Raw genomic sequence first — 22,601 nt, forward strand, 5'->3', positions numbered from 1 at the left:
ATGAAATTCATTAAATTTAATGACAGTCAAATTGATTCTTTTTTATTTATGGAGCTTGGTGATCTTGCTAAAACGCTAACGAAAAATGCTGATACGGAAATCCAATATGAAGTTCAATCTTATTTAGATCCATTCCATCAAGTGATCTATTTAAGCCATTTCTGGAACCAAAGGCCGTTCCAGGATACTGTTGCAGGACTGAAAAGCGATTTATATCTCCGGTCAATTGGAAGCTTTTTTTATACAGACCACATGGTTGTGAGGCAGTTCTTGAAAGATATAAAAAAAAGCCCGTTATCCGGATTTGGCAAACAGCTTTTTACTTTGCTTGAGGACATTCGGCTTGAAGAAATTTGTAAATCGGAAAGACCTGGAACGGCAAAATACTTTATAAAGCGCAGAGAGCTGTACCGGAGATTTTTTAAAACGCAGATGACTATTAATCTGGAAAGAAGCATTTTCACTGATGCCCTTTTTAATGGGGTTTATTTGAAAGTAACAGCTGGGTCTCCCCTTGATTCCTTACCCTTTATCCTTGAAGATTTGCTGCTTTTGCTGCCATTTCTGGAAAATGAACTATCAAAAGTTTATGATGCAAACGCCACTTCAGATATTGCAAAACTTACTTTGAATATACTTGAGGTTTTGGAAGAAGTGTTGGTTAAGGATATGCTGAATACTTATTTTTTCCTATCAGAAAGTATTTATGATGAAATAGATACAGGGATGACTTTTGATGAACTGAAAAGAAAATCCAAGCTGGATCAAGATGACTCACTTGGCAAACTGGAAAAAGAAGACAAAGATGTTCATGAGGATAAGCTTCCAACCTGGCATAGAGAAACAAGTGAAGCAACCAAAAGCTTTCTCAAATTTGATCTGGAACACGGCTCCAAAACTGATTTGGAAGGAAACGGCGTCAGGGAGGGAGAAGATGGAGAACAGGCTTTAGGGACGGTTCAGGGTTCAGCTCGAAGTACAGCAAGAAAAGATTATTCAAAGCTTGAAGCACTTGATGATAAAAGGAAGGGAGAGGAGTTTAGTGCGGAACATCTGTACGGGAAAGACAATTCCTATGCTGTGCCTTTCTTTTTGGAGCCGAGAGCTTCACTAAGCGAAGAAGTAAAAAAATACAGGGATTACAAGTACGATATTTTAATATATCAGAAAAAAATGAAGCAGATGATTCAAAAAATGCTGGAGCATAAAAGAAATATGCCTAGGAATGATTTGCACATAGGGCGGTTAAACAAAAAGCTTCTCAGGCTTCTGACAGAGGATAATCCAAGAATGTTTTATAAAAAAGACCGGCCGTCAAATCAAATTGATGCTGTTTTTTCATTGCTTGTCGATTGTTCCGCTTCCATGTTTGATAAAATGGACGAGACAAAACGCGGAATTGTACTCTTTCACGAAGCATTAAAATCAGTGCAAGTCCCTCATCAGGTTACAGGTTTTTGGGAAGACACAGGAGATGCAACTGCAACGTATCAGCCAAATTATTTTAAAAGAGTGCTCTCCTACAAAGATTCGCTAAAATCAGAGAGCGGACCAGCGATCATGCAGCTTGAACCGGAGGAAGACAATAGAGACGGATATGCGATCCGTCATATGTCAAATGAGCTTTCAGCAAGATCAGAAAAACAAAAGTTTCTTCTTGTCTTCTCAGACGGGGAACCGGCAGCAATGAATTACGAACAAAATGGAATTGTCGATACACACGAAGCGGTACTTGAAGCCCGCAAACAGGGGATTGAAGTAATCAATGTGTTCCTTTCCAATGGGGAAGTGGAAGAAAGCCAATACAATACAATAAAGAATATATACGGCAATTTCAGTATAATGGTTACAGATGTGGAAGAACTTCCTGATGTACTATTTCCATTGTTAAAAAAGCTGTTAAAAAAGAGTCTTCGCCAGTGAAAATGCGAAGGCTCTTTTATTCATTAAACAAAAAACCCTAAATTTTTTGTTTTTTACTATTATTTTTAAAAATTCTATCGATAATTGTTGGAAAGTATGCAGTCAGAGTGGTAAAATAGCTGTGGAAGCGTTTTAGCTTTTTTTATCCTTTCATTTTACCCGATTTGTTTCGGAAATTGTATATCGAAATAGTATCCATTAATAAGCATTTGGTAATTTACAGTTGGGGGTAATGTCAATGTCACAAACTGCACCAAAGCCTCAAGTTTCATGGGAAGACTTTCACGGTCCCAATCTCGGCTATGTTATGGATTTATATGAGCAATATCTTGAAAATCCTGAATCCGTTGATGCCGATCTAAAAGAATTATTTGACACTCTTGGGGAACCATCTGAAACAGAAATACAGGGAAGAGTTCATCAGCCATCCAGTGCACCAGCTGAATTATCTGCATTTTCTGCAGACAAAATCCAGAAGATTGCATCTGCCGTAAAATTGGCTGAAGATATCCGGACATACGGACACGTTTATGCTTCTATTTATCCTCTCGGCAACGATGAGAATAAAGAAGATTTTTTGCGTTTAGAGGATTATCAGCTTACTGAAAATGACTTAAAGGAAATTCCAGTTCATGTTTTATGCCCAGATGCACCGAAAGATTTAAAGGATGGATACGAAGCAATAAATTATTTAAGGGAAACCTATAAAAAATCAATTGCTTTTGAATTTGACCATGTGCATCATATTGAAGAAAAAAATTGGCTGAAAAGAATTGTGGAATCAGGGGATATTTTCACAGTTCAATCAACTGAAAAAAAAGCGGCTGTTTTAAAGCGGCTGATGGAAGTTGAAGGATTTGAAAAATACCTTCACCGCACATTTGTCGGTCAAAAGCGTTTTTCAATCGAAGGACTTGATATGCTTGTTCCAATGCTTGATGACCTTATTTCAGGTGCTGTTCATGCTGGAACAAAAACAGTCAATATAGGGATGGCTCACAGAGGCCGGCTGAACGTTTTAGCTCATGTTTTAGGAAAACCATATGAAATCATTTTCTCTGAATTCCAGCATGCTCCAAATAAAGAGCTAGTTCCTTCAGAGGGATCTATCGGCATTAACTACGGCTGGAGCGGTGATGTGAAATATCACCTTGGAGCAGACAGACAAATTAAAGATGAAAGCACAGTTCGCGCTAGACTTACCCTTGCAAATAACCCGAGCCATCTTGAATTTGTGGATCCGATTGTTGAAGGCTACACTCGCGCAGCTCAAGACTCAAGATATGGACAAGGGTTTCCTGAACAGGATATCAGCAAATCGCTTGCTGTTCTGATTCATGGTGATGCAGCATTTCCTGGAGAGGGAATTGTCGCTGAAACCCTAAACTTGAGCAGGCTGAAAGGTTATCAGACTGGCGGAACGATACATATTATTGCAAATAATGTGATTGGATTTACAACAGAAAGCAAGGATTCACGTTCAACACGTTATGCAAGCGACCTTGCAAAAGGCTATGAAATTCCAATCGTTCACGTAAATGCAGATGATCCTGAGGCATGCCTTGCTGCAATTACAATGGCGCTTGAATATCGCTATAAATTTAAAAAGGACTTTTTAATAGACCTGATCGGCTATAGAAGATTCGGCCACAATGAAATGGACGAGCCTATGACAACCCAGCCGCAGGTGTATGAAAAAGTACACAAGCATCCTACAGCAAAAACGCTTTACAGCAAATTGCTTCAGAATGAAAATGTCCTTTCAGAGGCTGATGTAAGCGGGCTGGAAGAAGAAGTGCAAAACAAGCTTGAAACAGCTTATAAAAAAGTTCCGAATAGACAAGTAACAGAAATTCACGATATCGAGCTTCCGGAAACCATTTTAAACGGCTTCCCGAAAGTGGACACTTCTGTTCCGCTTGAACAATTGCACGGGATTAATCGCCAGCTTGTGAAATGGCCTGAAGGCTTTAACATTTTTGGCAAGCTTAAGCGAATTTTAGAGCGAAGAGCAAATGTGATGGAAGAAGACCATAAAGTAGAATGGGGTCTTGCTGAGACGCTCGCTTTTGGTGCGATTCTTCAGGAAGGCACACCTATCAGGCTGACAGGGCAGGATTCTGAACGCGGAACTTTTGCGCAGAGAAACCTGGTTCTTCATGACAGCACTACAGGCGAGGTATACTCTCCGCTTCACACGATCGAAGATGTTAAAGCTTCATTTGCTGTTCATAACAGTCCTCTTTCTGAAGGTTCTGTTCTGGGATTTGAATATGGATATAATGTATTTGCACCGGAAACCCTGGTTCTTTGGGAAGCGCAATATGGAGATTTTGCAAATGCTGCACAAGTGTTCTTCGACCAATTTATTTCTGCTGGACGAGCAAAATGGGGACAAAAATCAGGACTTGTTATTCTTCTTCCTCACGGATATGAAGGACAGGGCCCTGAGCATTCAAGCGGCAGACTTGAAAGATTCCTGCAGCTTGCTTCAGAAAACAACTGGACAGTTGCAAATTTAACAAGTGCAGCTCAATATTTCCACATTTTAAGAAGACAGGCTAAAATTCTTCAAAAAGAAGAAGTGCGTCCTTTGATCATCATGACGCCGAAAAGCTTGCTCCGCAATCCGAATACCGTTTCTGATGTAGAAGAGCTGAGCAGCGGATCCTTTATGCCTGTGCTTGAACAGCAGGGACTGGGAAGCAGTACTGAAAACGTAAAACGAATCGTCTTCTGTTCTGGAAAAATTTCCATTGATATTTCTGAAAAGCTTAAAAATATGGAAGGCACTGCAGATGGCATCCATGTAGTCAGAGTAGAAGAAATTTATCCGTTTCCTAAAAACGAAATCAGTTCCATTCTGAATCGATATTCTGCTCTTAAAGAGATTGTTTGGGTTCAGGAAGAACCTCAGAACATGGGAGCATGGTCCTTCATGGAAGCAAAGCTCCGCGAAGTTGCACCTGAGAACGTTACCGTTTCATATGAAGGAAGAAGAAGAAGATCTAGTACAGCAGAGGGAGATCCAACGGTTCATAAGAAAGAACAAGAGCGTATTATTACTGAAGCATTGACATGGAATAACTAAGGGGGAAATGAAAATGGCTGAAATTAAAGTACCGGAACTTGCTGAATCTATTTCTGAAGGAACGATTGCCCAATGGCTGAAACAGCCGGGTGATTTTGTAGTACAAGGGGAATATTTGCTTGAACTTGAAACGGATAAAGTAAATGTTGAATTAACAGCAGAACAATCCGGCGTGCTTAAACAAGTGTTAAAAGAAGCTGGAGACACTGTACAGGTTGGCGAAACGATTGGGATGATCGATGAAAATAGACAATCCGGCCAAACGCAAGATGAAACTGCACAAAAAGAAGTGCAGTCTTCCGATCCTCAAGCAGGAAGTCAAGCGCAAACTCCTCCTGCTGATACGCCAAAAACAGATTACATGCCGGAAAACGAAGCATCTAATGAAGAAAAGAAATCTTCCAGAACGGTTGCTTCTCCTGCAGCAAGAAAATTGGCGAGAGAAAAAGGAATCAGTCTTGATAATGTTCCGTCATCTGATCCTCTTGGAAGACTTCGCAGACATGACGTTGAGAATTTTGACGGTCAAAAACAGCAGGCTGCAGCACCAGAAGCTCAGCAAGCAAAAAAGGAACAGCCTGCAAAACAGCAGCCGGCTGATAATCCTGCCAAGCCGGTTGAGCGTGTGAAAATGTCCCGCAGACGTCAAACAATAGCAAATCGTCTTGTAGAAGTTCAGCAGAACGCCGCTATGCTGACAACGTTTAATGAAGTAGATATGACGGCTGTAATGGATCTTCGCAAACGCCGCAAAGACCGTTTCTTTGAGCAGCATGATGTTCGTCTTGGTTTCATGTCTTTCTTTACAAAAGCAGTAGTTGCTGCATTGAAAAAGTTCCCTCTTGTGAATTCTGAAATTCAAGGAAATGAGCTTGTTCTGAAAAAATTCTATGATATCGGAATTGCCGTTTCAGCACAGGAAGGACTTGTAGTGCCTGTTGTAAGAGATGCAGACCGCAAAACATTTGCAGATATTGAAGGTGAAATTTCCGGTCTTGCTAAAAAGGCACGGGATAATAAGCTCAGCCTGAATGAACTGCAAGGCGGAACCTTTACGATTACAAACGGAGGCGTTTTTGGTTCATTGCTATCTACGCCAATACTTAATGGTCCTCAGGTGGGAATCTTAGGAATGCATAAAATCCAGGTTCGCCCTGTTGCCATTGATAATGATACAATGGAAAATCGTCCGATGATGTATATCGCATTGTCTTATGACCATCGTGTAATTGATGGCAAGGAAGCTGTTGGTTTCCTTGTTGCAGTAAAAGAACTTCTTGAAGATCCAGAATCTCTTCTTCTTGAAGGCTGATATGATTAAAAAGGAATTCCGGCAGCGGGATTCCTTTTTTTTTACTCAATGTTTGCTGCTTTTCAAAGTGGCTTAAAACACGCATAGAGACTTCGCTTTTGAAAATTTTTTCTTAAAAATCGCATGTTTATTTCGGATCTGAATTCACTTAAATGGATGAGCGCTAAAAAGTTGGCTCAGCAAGGGAGAGTCCCGCATGAGCAAAGCGACGAGGAGGCTCTAAGGCAAGCCCGCTAAAGCTTGAGTGAAATCAACAGCCAAGTTTAAAAGAGCTAAAAAGTTTAAAAAGAAGAATTTTGCAGATATTGTAGGGTATTTCTTTTAAAATCAGCAGCTGATGAATAAAATCCTTTCCTGAAGAAAGAATAAGGCAGTATTTATTTAATAAATAAGTAGGGAGGGACTTACATGTCCAATATTCAGCATGTATTACAGCAAGCTGTACAAACCTTGCAGCAGGCTCAGCAAAATCCTGAGAATTCAGAAGAACAGCTTAGACAATGCCATGAGCAAATCAAATCCTGCATGAATGAGCAAGCGGGTCAAGAGCACCAAAAAATGCTTGAAGATATTTGCAATTCTGTGGAGAACGCCATTCATGCATCGAAACAGCCTTCAAACAGCGAATCAGTTAACCATTCATTTGAAGAGGCTATTAGGGCATGCGATCAGGCGGCTGATTCGACTTTTTCAAATTAAATTGAACATTAGCAAAAAAATGCCGGAAGTAATCCGGCATTTTTTTATTCTGCTGTTTTATGGCTATTCATTATTGGGGTTTACTGGTTCTAAAATCCTTTTAATACGGCTGCCATTTGATTTTTTTAGCTGTGTTGTAGCGGATTTCCACCTCCCGCCAGTTCACAACATTCCACCAATTTTCAATATACTTTGCTCTGTCATTTTTATACTGAAGGTAATAGGCATGCTCCCAAACATCTAAAACTAGGAGCGGAACAACATCCCATTGGCTTAGATTTTGGTGCTTTTCTGCATTTAAAATTTCCAGCCTTCGGGATCGGGGTGACCAGACTGCCAATGCCCAACCAGAACCTTCGACATTTTTAGCTGCCTCAGTAAAATGCTGTTTGAAGCTATCAAAGCTTCCAAAAGAGCTTGTAAGTGCTTTTAACATCTGACCTCCTGGAGTACTCCCTCCTGGACTCATAATAAACCAGAATATGGTGTGAAGATAATGACCTGCACCGTGAAATGCCGCTTCCCGTTCCCAGTGCTTGATTAATGTGAAGTTACCGCTTTCTCTAGCTTTTTTCATTTCAAGTTCGGCATTATTTAAACCAGTTATATAGCTTTGATGATGCTTTGTATGATGCAGCCGCATAATTTCTTCGGATATATATGGCTCCAGTGCGTCGTAAGAATAGGGAAGAGCGGGCAGTTTATGCTGTCCGATAGGCACGGCTTCTGGGTTTTGCTGGAATTCCCTAAACTGTCTGGATTCACTTAACTCCTGGCTGTACCTCTCTAATAATAAATACAGTTCGTTCGCCTGACCATATAAAGTAGAACTGTTTCTATGAAAGTAAGAGCTACCTAATGAGGCCTGGAAGATCCGAAATTCCTTTTCCCATTCTTCAATCTGCTGTTCAGTTAATTTTTCCGATAAGGCGGCCTTAATTTCCGGCCATTGAACATTTATTTCATCACACCATTGTTTTAAGGTTTGAATGTAAGGTTCACTCTGCAAATGTCAACTCCTCCTTAGACTAAGGCTACGGTATAATACATATTCTGCTGGGACAGTTCCAATGAAAAAAAGAGATGCACGGATTTACTGATTAAGGGAGCAGGAGAATCCTAGTTTGTGGAGAAAAAGTATTGATAACTGTGATTTATAGGCATAAAAGGAGAAGTTGACTAATGAAAAGCAGCCTTTATCATAAAAAAAGTCCAATTAAAGATCTTCAGGAAGATGCATTTGTGCTCCATCCTGTATATAAGCTTGCTGGGGTCTTTGATGGTGTAACTCCATTGAATTCTTACAAAAACAAATATCAGGAAAATGGCGCTCACATTGCTTCCCATCTATTCAGCCGTTATTTTTTATATGAGTACAATCCGGAAATAACCCTTAAAGAAGGAATCCTTTCAGCTAATAAAAAATTAAAGGAGGAAATGCAAAAGGAGGCAATCGACCTTAATGATAAATCTTATCTGTGGTCAACATGTGCAGCAATAATCCTTTTTGAAGAAGAAAAAGTGCATTATGCGCAAGCTGGTGATTGCATGATCTTAGCTGAAATGCATGATGGAAAAATAAAAGAAGTGACAAAAAATTCGGTTAGAGGGATTAGCAAACGCGCAAAAGCCAAAAGAGAAACAGAAAGAAAAGCAGGAAAAGATATCTATACAGAAGAGTTCTATTCTTCTAATTTTCTAGCATCCAAAGCCTATAACAGAAAAATGGCCAATACGGAGCAAGGCTATTCTGTTTGCAACGGGGAAGAGGCGTTAGAAAATTTTATTCAGACAGGGTTTCTGAATAAAGATGAGATAAAGTCGATCCTTCTTTTATCTGATGGCCTCTTTTTTCCAGAGAAAGACATGGCTTACATAATGGAGGAAGCTCTTAAAAATGGTCTCTCTCTACTCGCCGAAAAGATAAAAAGAACAGAACAAAAAATGGGACTTCGTCCGGATGATCGAACAGCCATTCTATTAAGATTAATGTAAATGACTTGAGCCATTGCAAGGTAATACTTAATATTGGTAAAATAAAGAGAAACTTTTTAAAGGGGCGTTCGAGATGATTCATCATACATGGCAAGACAGCAAAACACTCAAAGAAATTACTTGTGTACATACAAATGCAAAGAAATATCTTGTTAATCATGCTCTGACAGAAGGAAAAAAATACGAAGTGAAAAATGAAACTGAAGAATTTTACTTTGTTGTGGATAATTCCGGAAAAGTCAGCGGGTTTTACAAAGATTATTTTAAAGAAGATTAATTCCGAGAGGTTTTTGCATTTCAAAGATAATGAAATATGTGGTTTAGGCTGAATAAAAGGGATTAAAGCTATTCCCTCCATAATTCAGCTTTTTTTATTTGGCTCTTTTCTTAAATTTGGCCCAGTTAAACTTGGCTGTTGATTGCAGCAAGCAGGCACTCAAGCTTTAGCGGGCTTACCTTAGAGCCTCCTCGTCGCTTGGCTCCTGCGGGGTCTCCCTTGACACGCTTTTCTAAGCAGGAGTCTCAGCACCCGCTCCAATCAACTAGGTGTAAAAATCAATATTAAGCTTAAACTGAACCTAAACTTTATTGTTTTTCATCCATTTAAGTAAATTTTTGAGCAGGAAGATGGCCATTAATAATAATACAATGCTAATTTTCTTCAATAAAAAATTTGCTTCCTCACTTGTTTGCTTTAATCGAAATAAGGGAAATAATCAGCAGTTTATGTTTGATAAACAGGAGATGAAGGCATGAATTTTGGGATTTTGAGAAAAAAACGGGTCATTATCTTAGTTATTATTCTGATACTAGGCATGACCATGATCTATAACTGCTATAAGCCTTTGCCGGAGGGATTGTCTTATGAAGGACCGGTACACAGAGTGAGCGATATAAGAATGTATAGTAATTTATCTTATAAAAAAGGAGAAAAAGAGGTTCACCAGGAAGAAATTTTTCCAAGATTCAATCAAATGATCAATGAAGCAGATCGCTTTATCGTTATTGATTTATTTTTATATAACAACTATATCGATGATGGAGTTAAATACCCAAAAATAAGTGAACAATTGACTCAAACTCTGATTAAAAAGAAAAAGCAAAATCCGAAGATCCAAATTACTTTTATTTCTGATGAAGTGAATACCTCGTATGGAGCTCACCGTGCTAAGGAGCTTCACCTTCTAAAAGAGAATGGAATTCATGTCATTCAAACGAACCTCGAAAAATTGCGTGATTCTAATCCGATTTATTCAAGCGTTTGGAGAACAGCAATGCAATGGTTTGGAACAGAAGGTAAAGGCTGGCTCCCTAATCCTCTTTCAAGCAAAGCACCTAAAGTAACATTGAGATCCTATTTAAAGTTATTAAATATTAAAGCCAACCATAGAAAAGTTATTATTACTGATAAATCGGGAATGGTAAGCTCTGCAAACCCTCATGATGCCAGCGGATTGCATTCTAATATGGCTTTTGAAGTGAAAGGAAATATTCTAAAAGATCTATTAAAATCAGAACAAGCTGTTGCTAGTTACTCAGCGCATGAGAAATTGCCCGGTTCTTTTCAGCAGGAAAAAGAAGAGGGAGAAATATCTGTTAGGGTATTAACTGAAGGTAAAGTTTTGAAGCATTTAGAAACGGCGATTGACTCAAGTAATAAAGGTGATGATTTATGGATGGGGATGTTTTATCTCGCAGACAGGGGAATTATAGATAAAATCGTTTCGGCGTCTAAAAGAGGAGTGAATGTGCGGTTAATACTTGATCCGAATAAGAATGCCTTCGGAAAACAAAAAATTGGGATTCCTAACAGGCCAATAGCAAGTGAGCTTGCTGACAAAACAGGAGGGAAAATAAAAATCCGCTGGTATAACGTAGATAAAGAACAATATCACACGAAAACCATGTTTTTAAAACATAAAGGAAAAGCAACGATACTTGCCGGTTCAGCCAATTTTACGAAAAGAAATTTGGCAGACTTAAATCTTGAAACAGATTTAATGATTGAAGCATCAGCTGATAAAAAGGTTATGAAAGATATGGATTCGTATTTTACAATGCTTTGGAATAATACCGGCGGTACCTACACATTGCCTCAATCTGTTTATCAAGATAAATTGACACCAGTTAAAAGAGTGATCTTTACGATTCAGGAATTGTTAGGATTTACAACCTATTAAGCAGGAGCGGTAATGTTAAAATGAAACGGAAAGAAGAAAGGAGAGATTTTATGGGTCTTTTTTCAGCAAGCAAATCCAGTGATACACGCAGTTTCGAAAGCCTTTTAATTGAAGGGGAAAGCATTGAGGCTGTTTATAAGCTTCGAATTGATCAGATCTGCTTCACTGACCGGAGAGTCATCTTTTTTGACAACAAATTATTTTCAAGAAAAAAAGCCAGAGTATTCGTTCCTTATAAATCGATTGAGAGTTTTGCAATCGAGGAGGCGGGATTGTTCGATCTGGATGCGGAATTGTTATTAATGACAAAAAACCAGACATTTCAGCTAGAATTTTCAAAGAATACGGACATGACTGAAATTCAAGCAATCTTAACAAAAAACATTGTATAAATTAAATGGCGTCTGAAAAGACGCTTTTTTTGGTGAAAATAATAATATTATGTAAACCAAACGGAATAATAGTTTCCATTGATAGAAAATAATAGTCTATTAGAACGTATAGTTAGGTTTTTTACGTTATATTTTTCAAAAATGGTTTGTGAAAAAAGGGTTTATTTCCTTATTTAGACTATTTAACACTCTATATGAACTGCGCACAAAGACCCATTTATGGATAACTATATTTCGTTAATCCTAGTCTCATAGGGACAAGCCCTATATAGATAAAAATAGTAAGGATTTTCTTTGTGAGTACAAACTCCTGAAAATGCACATTCCTTGAGAATTATGTTTAAGTTTAACCCAACACGTGTAAATTAACACTAAGCGTGGTCGAAAGGGGTTGGTTTTTATATGGACATTTTGGACCAAGCAAAGGAACATTCAAATAATAAGTGGATAAAAGGTGCTGTTCTAGGAAGTGCCCTTATCGGATCTGCTTTATTATTTAAGTCGGGTTCAAAAGACAAATCAAAAAAACAAAACTCCAATCACATCACAGGAGCAGACATCAAAGATGGCTTAGAAGAAACAGTCAAAGAAAAAGCCAAAGAAAAAATAATCGATCACACGAAGAAAAAAGCAAAGAAAAAAATGCAGGAAAAAATGCTGGAGGCTCAAGAGAAGATGGGCAATGCGGAGGACAAGTTAGCAGATAAGGTCCACAGCAAAGCGGAAGAACTCAGCGGCAATCTGCAGGAAAAGCTGCTTAATGTAAAAGGAAAACTTGCAGAAGTGAAAGATGCAGGAGAAACATTTCAGGAAAAAGTAAAATCAAAAAATAACGGAAACCGTGTTAAATCAGCAAAAGACCTTAAAAGCGCTACTGACATCCGCGGAGTAAACGAAGTTAAAAGTGCAAAAGATATTCCGCATTATTTTAATTAAGGAGTGATTAAGAATGGCAGGCATTCAAAGAAGTACTGACAGTTCTAGTTTAGCAGAGGTAATCGACCGTATTCTTGATAAAGGGATTGTAATTGACGCATTTGCAAGAGTATCTCTAGTTGGAATCGAGCTAATCACGATTGAAGCAAGGGTAGTAATCGCAAGTGTCGATACTTGGCTGCGTTATGCTGAGGCTGTCGGCCTTATCAGAGACGAATTAATGGATGACGAATTTAAGTTATCCGATCAAAAAGGCGAACGTGAAAGAATATCAGCTTCTTCTAAATAATGAATCATAACCAGGGCGCAAATGTTGCGCCCTTGGTTCCATTTTAAGGAACAGGGTGGAGATCTCGATGAGCATGAAACAATTGCTGCAGGAAGTAACAGATTTTTTTACAGAATATGTTAGACCGCCTTTTAAAATAACTTCTGTAAAGCCAGCAGATAATGGCTGGGATGTTGTAGTCGAGGTTATCGAAGAAAAGGAATATATGAAAGCATACGCAAAAGATCAAATGATCGGTGTCTATCATGCCCATATCAATGAGGAGATGGAAGTAGTCTCTTATAATCGTAAAAGCATGCGCCCAAGAAGCGCAGCAATAATTGAAGAAGATTAAAAAGTATGTGTCGGCAGGAGGCAGTGCAAATGGAAGTCCAGCAAATAGAAAAACCATTTAAACAGGATATTGTCATTTATCCTGAATTTAAGCAAATTGGCGAAAGAGCAGTTACTTATCTTTCCAATCACTATCCTGTGCATTTTACAGGTGTATCAGGAATTGGGAAAACTTCTTTGGCGCTGTATGTTGCGGATCAGTTTGGACAGCCAGTCACTTTCCTGTCCGGTAATCATGAAATGACAAATGAAGATTTGCTTGGTTCTTTCAGAGGATATGTTAAAAATACATTAGTAGATAATTTTGTACGCTCTGTTTATAAAAAGCAGGAAAGACTGGATGAAGCTTGGGAGGATGGCCGTTTATTAAAGGCTGTTAAAGAAGGCCACGTTGTGATTTATGATGAATTCACAAGATCCAAGCCTGAAACCAATAACTTGCTGCTTTCAGTTATAGAAGAAGGAATTCTTCCTCTTTTCGGCACAAAAGAGGAAACATCATACATACCTGTGCACCCTGATTTTAAAATCATACTCACTAGCAATCCTGAAGAATACGCAGGTGTTTATCAAACACAGGATGCCTTGCTTGATAGATTGATTACATTAAAGCTTGAGTATCCAAACATGGATACCGAAGCATCGCTTGTAGCAGGAAAATCAGGATTGCCTGAAGAGGACGCAAAATTTATTGTGGAATTTATCGGACGCCTGCGGCAAAAAAGTTCTGGAAAAAAAAGCTTGGGACCAGGTATGAGAGCAGCATTAATGATCTCAACAATAGCAAAAAGCAGAGAAATTGCCATCAGCAAGGAAGACGTGGTATTTCAAAAGCTGTGCTTGGACGTTTTGACCTTTCCAATAAGCCAGAACCGGCAGCAGGATACAAAAGAAAAAATCGAAAGTTTTATAATAAGCGAATTGAAGAAAACGACTGGAGGATAAAAAGCCATGGAAGAAGAAAAACAAGGATTTTATACGTTTTGTGCAATCAATACGGACAATGTGAATAAAAAGCTGGGTACAGTCGACATGGAAGGAAATGAGCGGGAGCTTCAGACGATACCGTTCAAGGAGTATTCTATGGTAGTGGCCGAGCTTCCAATTAAAATTTATCATCCAAAAAAAGATAATCTTGGTTCACATCAGCAGGTTGTCGCTTCTTTAATGGACGATTACTCCGTTATACCCATGAGTTTTGGCAATATCTTTGAAACAAAAGAAGATGTTCTTTATTTAATGGAGAATCTTCATGATGAATTTCAATCCATTTTTCCGAAAATAGAAAACAAAATTGAAATCGGACTGAAAGTGATTGGTAAAAAAGACTGGCTGCAAGAGGAAATTCATCAAAATAAAGAAATTGTTAAATTGAAGGAAAAAATTCAAGATAAAAGTGAGAACGCAGCTTATTATGACAGAATACAGCTTGGTGAATATGCCAATAAGTATATGAATGAAAAAAAAGAGCAAATTGCGAGAGAAATCTTTCTTCCACTTGCTAAAATAGCCGATTCTTCTAAACAAAATGACATGATCGGGGAACGAATGCTCTTGAATGCTTCATTTTTAGTAGATAAAGAAAACGATCAAAGTTTTGATAAACTTGTGAACGAATTATACGAAAAATGGCAGGTTAAAGCAGATTTCAAATATACAGGTCCTTGGCCTGCTTATAACTTTATTGATATAAAGTTGAAAGCGAGGGAAGCTCAATGATTCATAAACTCTTTACTGCTCCGATTAACCTGGTCATTAAGGTCGGAGAAAAGGTTCAGGAGGAAGCGGATAAAGAATTATATGATCTTGAAACCATTCAGCGAAAGCTCGTTCATCTGGAATTGATGCTCGAAATGGAAGAAATCACGGAAGAAGAATACAAAGAATCAGAAGAAGTACTTCTTGAACGCTATGAAATCGCAAAAAGAAAAGAACAGGCTCTTTTTCAAAATAGAGATTAGGGTAAAGAAACAGGAGGGTGTTATCATGAATCCTGCAATTGATACGAAAGAATTGATGTATGTTTACGGATTTATTCCTGCAGCTGAAGCGGATGCCAAACCTCTTCAATCATTTAAAGGTTTAGATGAACAGCATTTAACTTATACGAAGAGCTTTGGGGAAATTACAGCTGTCATGTGCAAGCTCGATGAAAAAGAATACGGTGAAGAAGAACTTGAAGCAAAAATGGAAAATGGCGAGTGGCTAAGAGATAAAGCTTTTCATCATCACGATGCTCTTGTGAAAATTAATGAGCAGTATACCGTTATTCCTCTTAAGTTTTGTACAATCTTTAAAAATGAAAATAATTTAAACGAAGTTATCAATCATCAAAAAGATACGATATTGGCCCTCTTTTCCTCATTGCAAAACAAAGAGGAATGGAATGTGAAAATTTATTGTTCTGAAGAAGCCGTTAAAGAGAATGTGCTTTTATCTTCTCCTGAACTTGAAGAAAAAAAGAAAGCGATCGAGCTGCTATCTTCAGGAAGGCAATTCTTTGAAAGAAAAAAATTAGAAAAGTTTGCTGATGAATTGCTTGAAAAAGAAATCGAAAAAAAGTCACGGATGATCCATGATAAACTTTCATCGCTATCAAGCAAATCCGCTGTAAAGAAAAACCTATCGAAAGAAGTAACGGGCAGGGATGATGTTATGGCATGGAACAGTGTGTATTTAATTGATAAAGATAAGGTGAAAGGTTTGCTTGAAGAAATAAAATCCATGCAAACAGCGGAAGAAAACAAAGCATATACGATTGAAGCTACTGGCCCTTGGCCAACGTATTACTTTGCTAACCTTTAAAGGAGGTGGCGGCAATGGCCAATGATGAAACGTTAAGAGGGCAGGATGTTACCCTGCTTGATATTCTGGATGTAGTGCTTGATAAAGGAGTAGCTATAAGAGGCGAGCTAGTTATCTCTATTGCCAACATTGATCTTGTTTATCTTGATCTGAGGCTATTAATCACTTCTGTTGAAAAACTGGTACAGCAAAGAGAGGATGGCAGTATCAAGAGCAGCAGAGAGGAGATGAAGGAATGGAACAGCTTAAACGAAAAACTGGTCGAATCGACTTCGACCCGGACAATGTAGAACGCGGACTCTCGCAGCTGGTCATGACCTTAGTCGAATTGATCCGGCAGCTTGTTGAACGCCATGCGATCCGCCGGGTTGAAGGTGGTACGCTAACAGATGACGAGATAGAGCGTCTAGGAAATGCGCTAATGGACCTTGAAGTGAAAATGGATGAATTAAAGAAAGTATTCAATTTAACGGACGATGATCTGAACATCGACCTTGGACCGTTAGGCAACTTATTGTAGCAAAGGCGCAGTTTAGGCCTGGATTATTGTTTGTACTTGTTTTTGTTACGAGGCCAGAAAGGCTTCGAGGCATTTTTCTTAATGGTTTGACCTGAATGACTCGCTTATTTATAAAAGGCTGTTTTCGCAGAGAATGTTGCTGTTTGTAAATGCTTTTAACACGCATTTTAACTTGCTTCGGCGCATCTTTTCTTAAAGGTCCTGCCAAATATCAAGGGTCCTGCAGCTAAAATTTAAAGCGAGAAGCAACAAAGTTTAAGAAAAGAGCCTTATAAAAAGAAGTCTGAAAGCAACAAAGTTTAAGTAAAGAGCCTAAAAAAAGGAGTGGATCATGATGAGTCAGCAAATGCAAACTTCATCCAACTCGAGCAACATTGTAGAAGTATTGGAAAAAATTCTTGATAAAGGTGTTGTCATTGCAGGAGATATAAAAATTGGACTTGCAGACGTAGAGTTACTCACTATAAAAATCCGGCTGATTGTAGCATCTGTAGATAAAGCGAAAGAAATTGGCATGGACTGGTGGGAGACTGATTCATACTTTTCCTCAAAACACACTGAGAAATTAGAACATAAAAATGATGAGCTGCTGGAAAGAATCAATAATCTCGAACGCAGTTTGGCTGCAAAAAATGAACAGGAAAGCTAACTGATAAATCCCCCTTCTCATCTGTAACGAAAAGGGGGATTTATTAGTTTTAAAATTTTGTTAAAGTGCCTGCTGATAGTTGATTGCGATGTGCTGATAAAAAATGCAGCACGTTGATCAAAGACTGGGGAGCGCTGATAAAAAATGCAGCGCTGATAAATTGGGTCTGCCCGCTGATAAAAGATTGAAAAGCGCTGATATAAAGGGGTTTCACGCTCATAAATGAATCAATCTTGCCGTTAACTAAGCTGCAGGTGCTCATTATCGTTTGATTATATAAAAAATTGGTCTGTCTGCGAGTAATTTAGTCTCGAATTCCCTTATGTATACTAAAAGATGAACTTAACCATTCGCTATTTTCATTCTATTCCTGGAACGATAAAACTTTAACGTTTCTCAATTAAAAAACTAATCAGTAGTTGACAGAAAGGTAAATAAGTTATATAATTAAGTTTCCGTGGCTGTTATTGCCGAGGGTATTAATAAGAACGTTTTCTGCGTTCCCCTACTAAGTTAGGGATCGTGAAGAGTATAACGTTCACTATAAAGCAAGTAATAAAGTTTTAAGGATAACTAACCCCGTCCTTATGGACCATCCTCTTCATATAGTGAACCTTACAGAATAAGTTACTATTCTCTCCTACATCTTACTCTTCACCCACATTTTTTTGAAATCTGATTCTCACTGGCTCGGTCAAGGAACCGTAAGGATGAAAGAGAGGCAGGGCTTTCATTGTTTTAGTTTTAAAAGATTGGCGGACTCTCGGCCAAATTATTCTGCATAAATGCAGGAAAAAAAGATGCATGTGTAGGATTCAGGAATAAGGGCATAATAAAATCAGTTCTTAATCTGGATCCTTCATTTGCAAAAAACACCGAATTGACAAATCAAGTAAATTAGAGGTATAATTAGATTGTATATTTACTGAAATTCACTTATTATAAAGAGTTATCGTTTACAAAAGGGTACTTTTTATAATACGTGAATTTTTGTTTTTTCTATGCGTATTGAAATGTGTAGCACTCGTAACTTACTTTTAGGATTGTAACCGAAAGGGGTAACAAGACGAATGTATAATAGAAAACCTGCTGAGGAAATCGTATTAGAGGAAACGAAAGTTTGGCTTTGCACTTCAGATGAGTGCAACTGCTGGGTGCGGGATAATTTCAAGAGCAGCGAAACACCTGTTTGCCCTATTTGCAAAAGCGAAATGAAGCCTGGTACAAAGGATTTGCAAGTTGTCGACAATCCAAGGCAGAACGCCTGAAACATTTAGATAATGAACCAAACTTAGGTAAAGCAGCTTTTTTAGCTGCTTTATTTTCATTTTGACATCTTTTTGTCATAAATGCTGAAAGGGTTTACTAACATTTATGGACAAGCTTTCTTTTCAAACTTATTTATTGTATACTTGTCTGAATGAAGGGAGGTGAATGCAGAGAATGCTAGAAATTTCAGCGGATATTGAACCATACATGATGCTGATCAGCGTGTTTGTGGCGATGGCTACGATTTTCGCACTTGTATACTTACTAAAACATCAAGTAAAGTATCAGCCGGTTTATAAACAATACAGCCTTAGTGAACGGTCATCCAAAGTTTCTTCGCAGCGGCTGAAAAATGAACGGGATGAAATTAGAACATGGATTTCTCTTATAAAATACAGGTGTGAAACGTCGGATGACGTGCCTCCCAGTTTCCTTCTTGAGGCAATAAAGTTTACCAATTTTCAAGGAGGAACAATATGGGAAAAAAACTTTCTGCATTCATCCCGGTACGGATTCTTGCCCTATTTTCAATCATTTTGCTAGCAGGATTGGTACTTGGAGGCTGTCAATCAGCCAGCGGCCAATCGCACTCGATCACATCTCAAACGCCTGGATTTTTTAATCATTATTTTGTTTACACTTTTTCAGTGATTATTAAAACATTTGCTTCATGGTTTGGCGGAAGCTATGGAATGGCGATTATTTTAACCACATTATTAATCCGTCTTGTACTAATGCCATTTATGCTAAAGCAAACGAAAAATCAAATGGTTATGAAAGCAAAAATGGCTAAAGTTCAGCCTGAATTAAAAGAAATTCAGGAAAAAATGAAGAATACGAAGGATCCTGAAGCAAAAACTAAACTGCAGCAGGAAACGATGAAGTTATACCAAAAGCATGGAGTCAATCCGCTTGCTTCATTGGCAGGTTGTTTGCCGCTATTGCTCCAGCTGCCAATTTTGATGGGATTCTATTATGCAATTCGCCAAACACCGGAAATTGCATCACATACTTTTCTTTGGTTTAATCTTGGCCACACAGATATGATATTGCCGATTCTTGCGGCAGCCATCTATTTAGTGCAATTCCGTGTTTCGTTAAAAGGGATGGATGAAGCTCAGCAAAAACAAATGGCTGCCTTTGGCTATTTGTCTCCGATTATGATGGGGATTTTCTCATTTTCAGCAGCTGCTGCTCTTCCGCTTTATTGGACAGTGGGAGGAATCTTCGTTATTTTCCAAACGATGCTGTCACAAAGATTATATGGCCATAAAATTGAAACGCATGAAATATCTGTTCAAAAATAAATGTGCAATAGGTGCAGGCAAGCTTTCTCTTCTGAGGAACGGCCTGCACCTTTTTACGTTTCAATGATTAAAAGTAAGTTTCTAGCCCAAGTAATTGTTTGAACTGGAAAGAAGATCTGTTTCAGATAATGAGACGAAGGGTAAAATATGGAGGTAACCCGTCAAAAAATCCATACAGGTCAGGTGATAAAGATGAAAGCAATTGTCATTGAAAAATATGGCGGCAAAGATCAGCTGAAAGAAATGGAATTGGAACAGCCTGTCCCTGGTGAAAGCCAGGTTCTTGTTAAACTTCATGCCACATCTGTCAATCCGATAGACTGGAAGCTCAGAGAGGGATATCTTAAAGAGATGATGCCTTTTGAATTTCCAATCGTTTTAGGATGGGATGCAGCTGGAATTGTTGAGCAAATAGGGGAAAATGTCAAGGGTTTTAAAAAGGGTGATGAGGTATTTGCGCGCCCGGAAACAACCAATAGAGGAACATATGCTGAATATACTCTTGTTGACGATCACCTTCTTGCTTTTAAGCCAAAAGCTATTTCTTTTGAAGAAGCGGCAGCTATTCCATTAGCGGGAATGACGGCATGGCAGTGCCTTTTTGACTTCGGGAAAGTAAAAGAGGGCGATAAAGTATTAATCCACGCAGGATCAGGCGGAGTAGGAACATATGCTATTCAGTTCGCAAAACATAAAGGGGCATATGTTATCACAACCGCTAGCGGAAAAAATGCTGATTTTGTAAAATCACTTGGAGCAGACGAGGTAATTAATTATAAAGAACAAGACTTTGAAAAAGAAGTAGAGAATGTCGCTTTTGTTCTAGACTCAATGGGCGGAGAAATTCAAAAGAAAAGCTTTGCTGTATTAAAAAAAGGAGGCAGAATGGCCTCTATTGTAGAAAAACCGGACGAAGAGCTTGCTAAAGAACATGGTGTAACAGCAGAAATGGTATGGCTTGAGCCGAATGGCAAGCAGCTTGAGGAAATCGCTGAATTGCTTCAAGCAAAAAAAGTAAAATCTATAGTAGGAGAAACTTTTCCGCTCACTGAACAGGGTGTGAAAGATGCACATGAATTAAGCGAAAGTCATCATGCCAAGGGAAAAATCGTTATTCGAATGGAACAAGCATAACCACATCTGACATATAAAAACGCCTATTTGGAGGCCGTTTACAATATAATAGGAATTCTTAAACCTGTATAGAATTTTATTCTATACAGGTTTTTTGTTGTCAACGGCACCATTTAAATTGTTTTTTTAGAATGGAATAATCCATGCGCATGATGATGGTAATAGAAAGTGAGCGTAGTGACTGGCCACTATGCAGATATTCCTTTTTAATTAGTAAAAATGGAATAATAATGTTCATTAATGAGGCATCTACTTTCTATAAAGCAGGTTTTTTAAAAAAAAGCTGTTTTCGCAAAAGCTGTTGTTATCAGTAAAATGTTTAGTGCGTTGGCGAATCGTTTTCGTGGCATCTTTTCTTAATTCAAAGGTTGCTGAAGTCTTATACCCGCACAAATAAATTTAGAATACAGGAGCGAAAATGATATGAAAGTTTTTATAGCTAGCCCTTTTTTTGATGAAGAGGAAAAGGAGAGGCTCCGATACATTGAGAATGTGCTGAAAAATATAAAAGGACTTGAAACCTTTACTGCAGTTGATTCCCAATTCCGAATGCTGAAATTCGGATCGCAGCCATGGAGAGATGCTGTTTTTGGCAATGACTTATCTCATCTTCATGAAGCGGATGTTGTATTAGCTGTCCATGATAGCGGAAATAATAAAGGCCCTGATTCAGGGACAATGTGGGAAATCGGCTATGCATACGCCAATCGTATTCCAATTGTGCTTTTTAAAGAAAAAAAGGGCGCTGTCAATCTTATGATTGCAGGATCACCAAGGGCAGTACTGCAATCACGGGCAGAGCTTGATGCATATGATTTTACCAATTTAACATCCATCCCTTATAAAGGGGAAGTTATATAGGAAGATAGAAGCCTAAGGCGAACAGCCAGGCTTTTTTTATTGAGGAGAATTAACAAATTAAATAAAACTATGTTCTAAATAAACATAGAAAATTAACTTAAACAAGAACAAGTTCTGTAAAATAGAGTAAAATTTATCTAGGCTCTTTTCTTAAACTTTGTTGCTCATGACCCTATATTTAGTCATCAAAACCATTGGGATGGCAAAAACTTTAAGAAAAGATGCCCCGATGCTAGTCTGAATGCGTGATAAAAGCATGTACGAAAAACAACAATCTCTGCGAAAACAGCCTTTATCTAAAAATACTATGTTCTAAGTAAACAGTTAAAAACTATATTATTTAAATTGTAGGACCCTAGAAATTAATATTTTTTCTACTTAAACTATGTTCTAAATAACCAATATAAAGTTAAAAAACTAGTAACAAAATGTCAAAAGGAGGGTTTTATACAGCTTCATAGGGAATTGAAAGAAAATATTGTATAGTTAGAACAAGGAAGAAAAAGAAAAAGGAGGATCTTCTAATGACTGATACAAGAAATGCAAGCGGGTTCTTACTAAAGCAAAGAGCATTTTTAAAATTATACATGATTACAATGACAGAAAATGAAAGACTGTATGGTCTGAAATTATTAGATACTCTTAGAGAAGAGTTTGCTCCTATTGGCTTTAAACCGAATCATTCAGAAGTTTATAAAGCTTTGCATGATTTAATAGATGATGGGATCTTAAAGCAGATTAGGCAGAAAAAAGAGGGGATGAAACTCCAGGAGGTGGTTTTTTATCGCTTTGAGGATTACGAAGCTGCTAAAAGATACAAAAAGCAGCTGAAGCAGGAACTGGACCGCTGTCAGGCATTGATCCAAAAAGCAATCAAGGATAATTATTGACTGCTTTTTGGCAGAT

25 protein-coding genes are annotated in these 22,601 nt (G+C 38.1%); 24 read left to right on the forward strand and 1 reads right to left on the reverse strand.

Annotated features, from left to right (window positions below; translation table 11 throughout):
- From ACOT8F_RS17725 to ACOT8F_RS17740, 4 genes are all read left to right on the forward strand, one after another.
- A complete protein-coding gene (locus ACOT8F_RS17725; protein ID WP_421653249.1) occupies window positions 1-1,923 on the forward strand; it encodes a vWA domain-containing protein in 1,923 nt (640 codons plus the stop codon).
- Between the two features lie 238 nt (window positions 1,924-2,161).
- Window positions 2,162-5,014, forward strand: a complete 2,853-nt coding sequence (gene sucA, locus ACOT8F_RS17730; RefSeq protein ID WP_421653251.1) for a 2-oxoglutarate dehydrogenase E1 component — start codon at window positions 2,162-2,164, stop codon at window positions 5,012-5,014.
- A gap of 13 nt (window positions 5,015-5,027) precedes the next feature.
- Window positions 5,028-6,326, forward strand: coding sequence for a 2-oxoglutarate dehydrogenase complex dihydrolipoyllysine-residue succinyltransferase (gene odhB, locus ACOT8F_RS17735; RefSeq protein WP_421653252.1), 1,299 nt, complete (start codon window positions 5,028-5,030; stop codon window positions 6,324-6,326).
- Between the two features lie 408 nt (window positions 6,327-6,734).
- Window positions 6,735-7,025: a hypothetical protein gene (locus ACOT8F_RS17740; protein ID WP_421653254.1), complete on the forward strand. Its 291-nt coding sequence runs from the start codon at window positions 6,735-6,737 to the stop codon at window positions 7,023-7,025.
- Window positions 7,026-7,125: 100 nt separating this feature from the next.
- Here ACOT8F_RS17740 and ACOT8F_RS17745 read toward each other — a convergent pair whose 3' ends face one another.
- Window positions 7,126-8,034, reverse strand: a complete 909-nt coding sequence (locus ACOT8F_RS17745; RefSeq protein WP_421653255.1) for a superoxide dismutase — start codon at window positions 8,032-8,034, stop codon at window positions 7,126-7,128.
- Between the two features lie 173 nt (window positions 8,035-8,207).
- Here ACOT8F_RS17745 and ACOT8F_RS17750 point away from each other — a divergent pair, with 173 nt between their 5' ends.
- From ACOT8F_RS17750 to ACOT8F_RS17845, 20 genes are all read left to right on the forward strand, one after another.
- Window positions 8,208-9,020, forward strand: a complete 813-nt coding sequence (locus ACOT8F_RS17750; RefSeq protein ID WP_421653256.1) for a protein phosphatase 2C domain-containing protein — start codon at window positions 8,208-8,210, stop codon at window positions 9,018-9,020.
- A gap of 73 nt (window positions 9,021-9,093) precedes the next feature.
- Window positions 9,094-9,297 (forward strand): DUF6501 family protein, encoded by a 204-nt coding sequence (locus tag ACOT8F_RS17755; protein ID WP_421653257.1) that lies wholly within the window; start codon window positions 9,094-9,096, stop codon window positions 9,295-9,297.
- Window positions 9,298-9,772: 475 nt separating this feature from the next.
- Window positions 9,773-11,200 carry a phospholipase D family protein gene (locus ACOT8F_RS17760; protein ID WP_421653258.1) on the forward strand — a complete coding sequence of 476 codons (1,428 nt, stop codon included), beginning with the start codon at window positions 9,773-9,775 and terminating at the stop codon, window positions 11,198-11,200.
- Window positions 11,201-11,250: 50 nt separating this feature from the next.
- The gene (locus ACOT8F_RS17765) at window positions 11,251-11,592 is read left to right on the forward strand and encodes a PH domain-containing protein (protein WP_421653259.1); all 342 of its coding nucleotides are present in this window, start codon (window positions 11,251-11,253) and stop codon (window positions 11,590-11,592) included.
- 402 nt (window positions 11,593-11,994) lie between these two features.
- On the forward strand, window positions 11,995-12,528 hold the full coding sequence (locus ACOT8F_RS17770) for a gas vesicle protein GvpQ (RefSeq protein ID WP_421653260.1): 534 nt from the start codon (window positions 11,995-11,997) through the stop codon (window positions 12,526-12,528).
- Window positions 12,529-12,541: 13 nt separating this feature from the next.
- The gene (gene gvpA / locus ACOT8F_RS17775; protein ID WP_421653262.1) at window positions 12,542-12,817 is read left to right on the forward strand and encodes a gas vesicle structural protein GvpA; all 276 of its coding nucleotides are present in this window, start codon (window positions 12,542-12,544) and stop codon (window positions 12,815-12,817) included.
- A 67-nt stretch (window positions 12,818-12,884) separates the two neighbouring features.
- Window positions 12,885-13,151, forward strand: a complete 267-nt coding sequence (gvpO, locus tag ACOT8F_RS17780; protein ID WP_421653263.1) for a gas vesicle protein GvpO — start codon at window positions 12,885-12,887, stop codon at window positions 13,149-13,151.
- Window positions 13,152-13,180: 29 nt separating this feature from the next.
- Window positions 13,181-14,095: a gas vesicle protein GvpN gene (gene gvpN, locus ACOT8F_RS17785; RefSeq protein WP_421653264.1), complete on the forward strand. Its 915-nt coding sequence runs from the start codon at window positions 13,181-13,183 to the stop codon at window positions 14,093-14,095.
- A 6-nt stretch (window positions 14,096-14,101) separates the two neighbouring features.
- Window positions 14,102-14,869: a GvpL/GvpF family gas vesicle protein gene (locus ACOT8F_RS17790; protein ID WP_421653265.1), complete on the forward strand. Its 768-nt coding sequence runs from the start codon at window positions 14,102-14,104 to the stop codon at window positions 14,867-14,869.
- Window positions 14,866-15,111 (forward strand): gas vesicle protein GvpG, encoded by a 246-nt coding sequence (locus ACOT8F_RS17795; RefSeq protein ID WP_421653267.1) that lies wholly within the window; start codon window positions 14,866-14,868, stop codon window positions 15,109-15,111. The genes ACOT8F_RS17790 and ACOT8F_RS17795 overlap by 4 nt, the downstream gene beginning before the upstream one ends.
- A gap of 25 nt (window positions 15,112-15,136) precedes the next feature.
- Window positions 15,137-15,955 carry a GvpL/GvpF family gas vesicle protein gene (locus tag ACOT8F_RS17800; protein ID WP_421653269.1) on the forward strand — a complete coding sequence of 273 codons (819 nt, stop codon included), beginning with the start codon at window positions 15,137-15,139 and terminating at the stop codon, window positions 15,953-15,955.
- Window positions 15,956-15,969: 14 nt separating this feature from the next.
- Window positions 15,970-16,245 (forward strand): gas vesicle protein, encoded by a 276-nt coding sequence (locus ACOT8F_RS17805; RefSeq protein ID WP_421653270.1) that lies wholly within the window; start codon window positions 15,970-15,972, stop codon window positions 16,243-16,245.
- Entirely contained in the window at window positions 16,191-16,475 is a 285-nt protein-coding gene (locus ACOT8F_RS17810) for a gas vesicle protein K (RefSeq protein ID WP_421653271.1), read from the forward strand. Before ACOT8F_RS17805 ends, ACOT8F_RS17810 begins: the two co-directional genes overlap by 55 nt.
- A gap of 334 nt (window positions 16,476-16,809) precedes the next feature.
- Window positions 16,810-17,124 carry a gas vesicle protein gene (locus tag ACOT8F_RS17815; RefSeq protein WP_421653295.1) on the forward strand — a complete coding sequence of 105 codons (315 nt, stop codon included), beginning with the start codon at window positions 16,810-16,812 and terminating at the stop codon, window positions 17,122-17,124.
- 1,070 nt (window positions 17,125-18,194) lie between these two features.
- The gene (locus tag ACOT8F_RS17820) at window positions 18,195-18,392 is read left to right on the forward strand and encodes a cold-shock protein (protein ID WP_421653272.1); all 198 of its coding nucleotides are present in this window, start codon (window positions 18,195-18,197) and stop codon (window positions 18,390-18,392) included.
- A 175-nt stretch (window positions 18,393-18,567) separates the two neighbouring features.
- Window positions 18,568-18,936 (forward strand): hypothetical protein, encoded by a 369-nt coding sequence (locus tag ACOT8F_RS17825; protein ID WP_421653274.1) that lies wholly within the window; start codon window positions 18,568-18,570, stop codon window positions 18,934-18,936.
- The gene (gene yidC / locus ACOT8F_RS17830; RefSeq protein ID WP_421653276.1) at window positions 18,870-19,700 is read left to right on the forward strand and encodes a membrane protein insertase YidC; all 831 of its coding nucleotides are present in this window, start codon (window positions 18,870-18,872) and stop codon (window positions 19,698-19,700) included. Before ACOT8F_RS17825 ends, yidC begins: the two co-directional genes overlap by 67 nt.
- 192 nt (window positions 19,701-19,892) lie before the next feature.
- Window positions 19,893-20,834, forward strand: coding sequence for an NADP-dependent oxidoreductase (locus ACOT8F_RS17835; RefSeq protein ID WP_421653297.1), 942 nt, complete (start codon window positions 19,893-19,895; stop codon window positions 20,832-20,834).
- A gap of 423 nt (window positions 20,835-21,257) precedes the next feature.
- The gene (locus ACOT8F_RS17840; protein ID WP_421653278.1) at window positions 21,258-21,695 is read left to right on the forward strand and encodes a nucleoside 2-deoxyribosyltransferase; all 438 of its coding nucleotides are present in this window, start codon (window positions 21,258-21,260) and stop codon (window positions 21,693-21,695) included.
- 524 nt (window positions 21,696-22,219) lie between these two features.
- The gene (locus ACOT8F_RS17845; protein WP_421653279.1) at window positions 22,220-22,585 is read left to right on the forward strand and encodes a replication termination protein; all 366 of its coding nucleotides are present in this window, start codon (window positions 22,220-22,222) and stop codon (window positions 22,583-22,585) included.
- Window positions 22,586-22,601 lie beyond the last annotated feature (16 nt).

This window comes from Chryseobacillus diguaensis (assembly GCF_049220665.1).
In the GTDB taxonomy this organism is placed as follows: Bacteria; Bacillota; Bacilli; order Bacillales; family Bacillaceae; genus Metabacillus_B.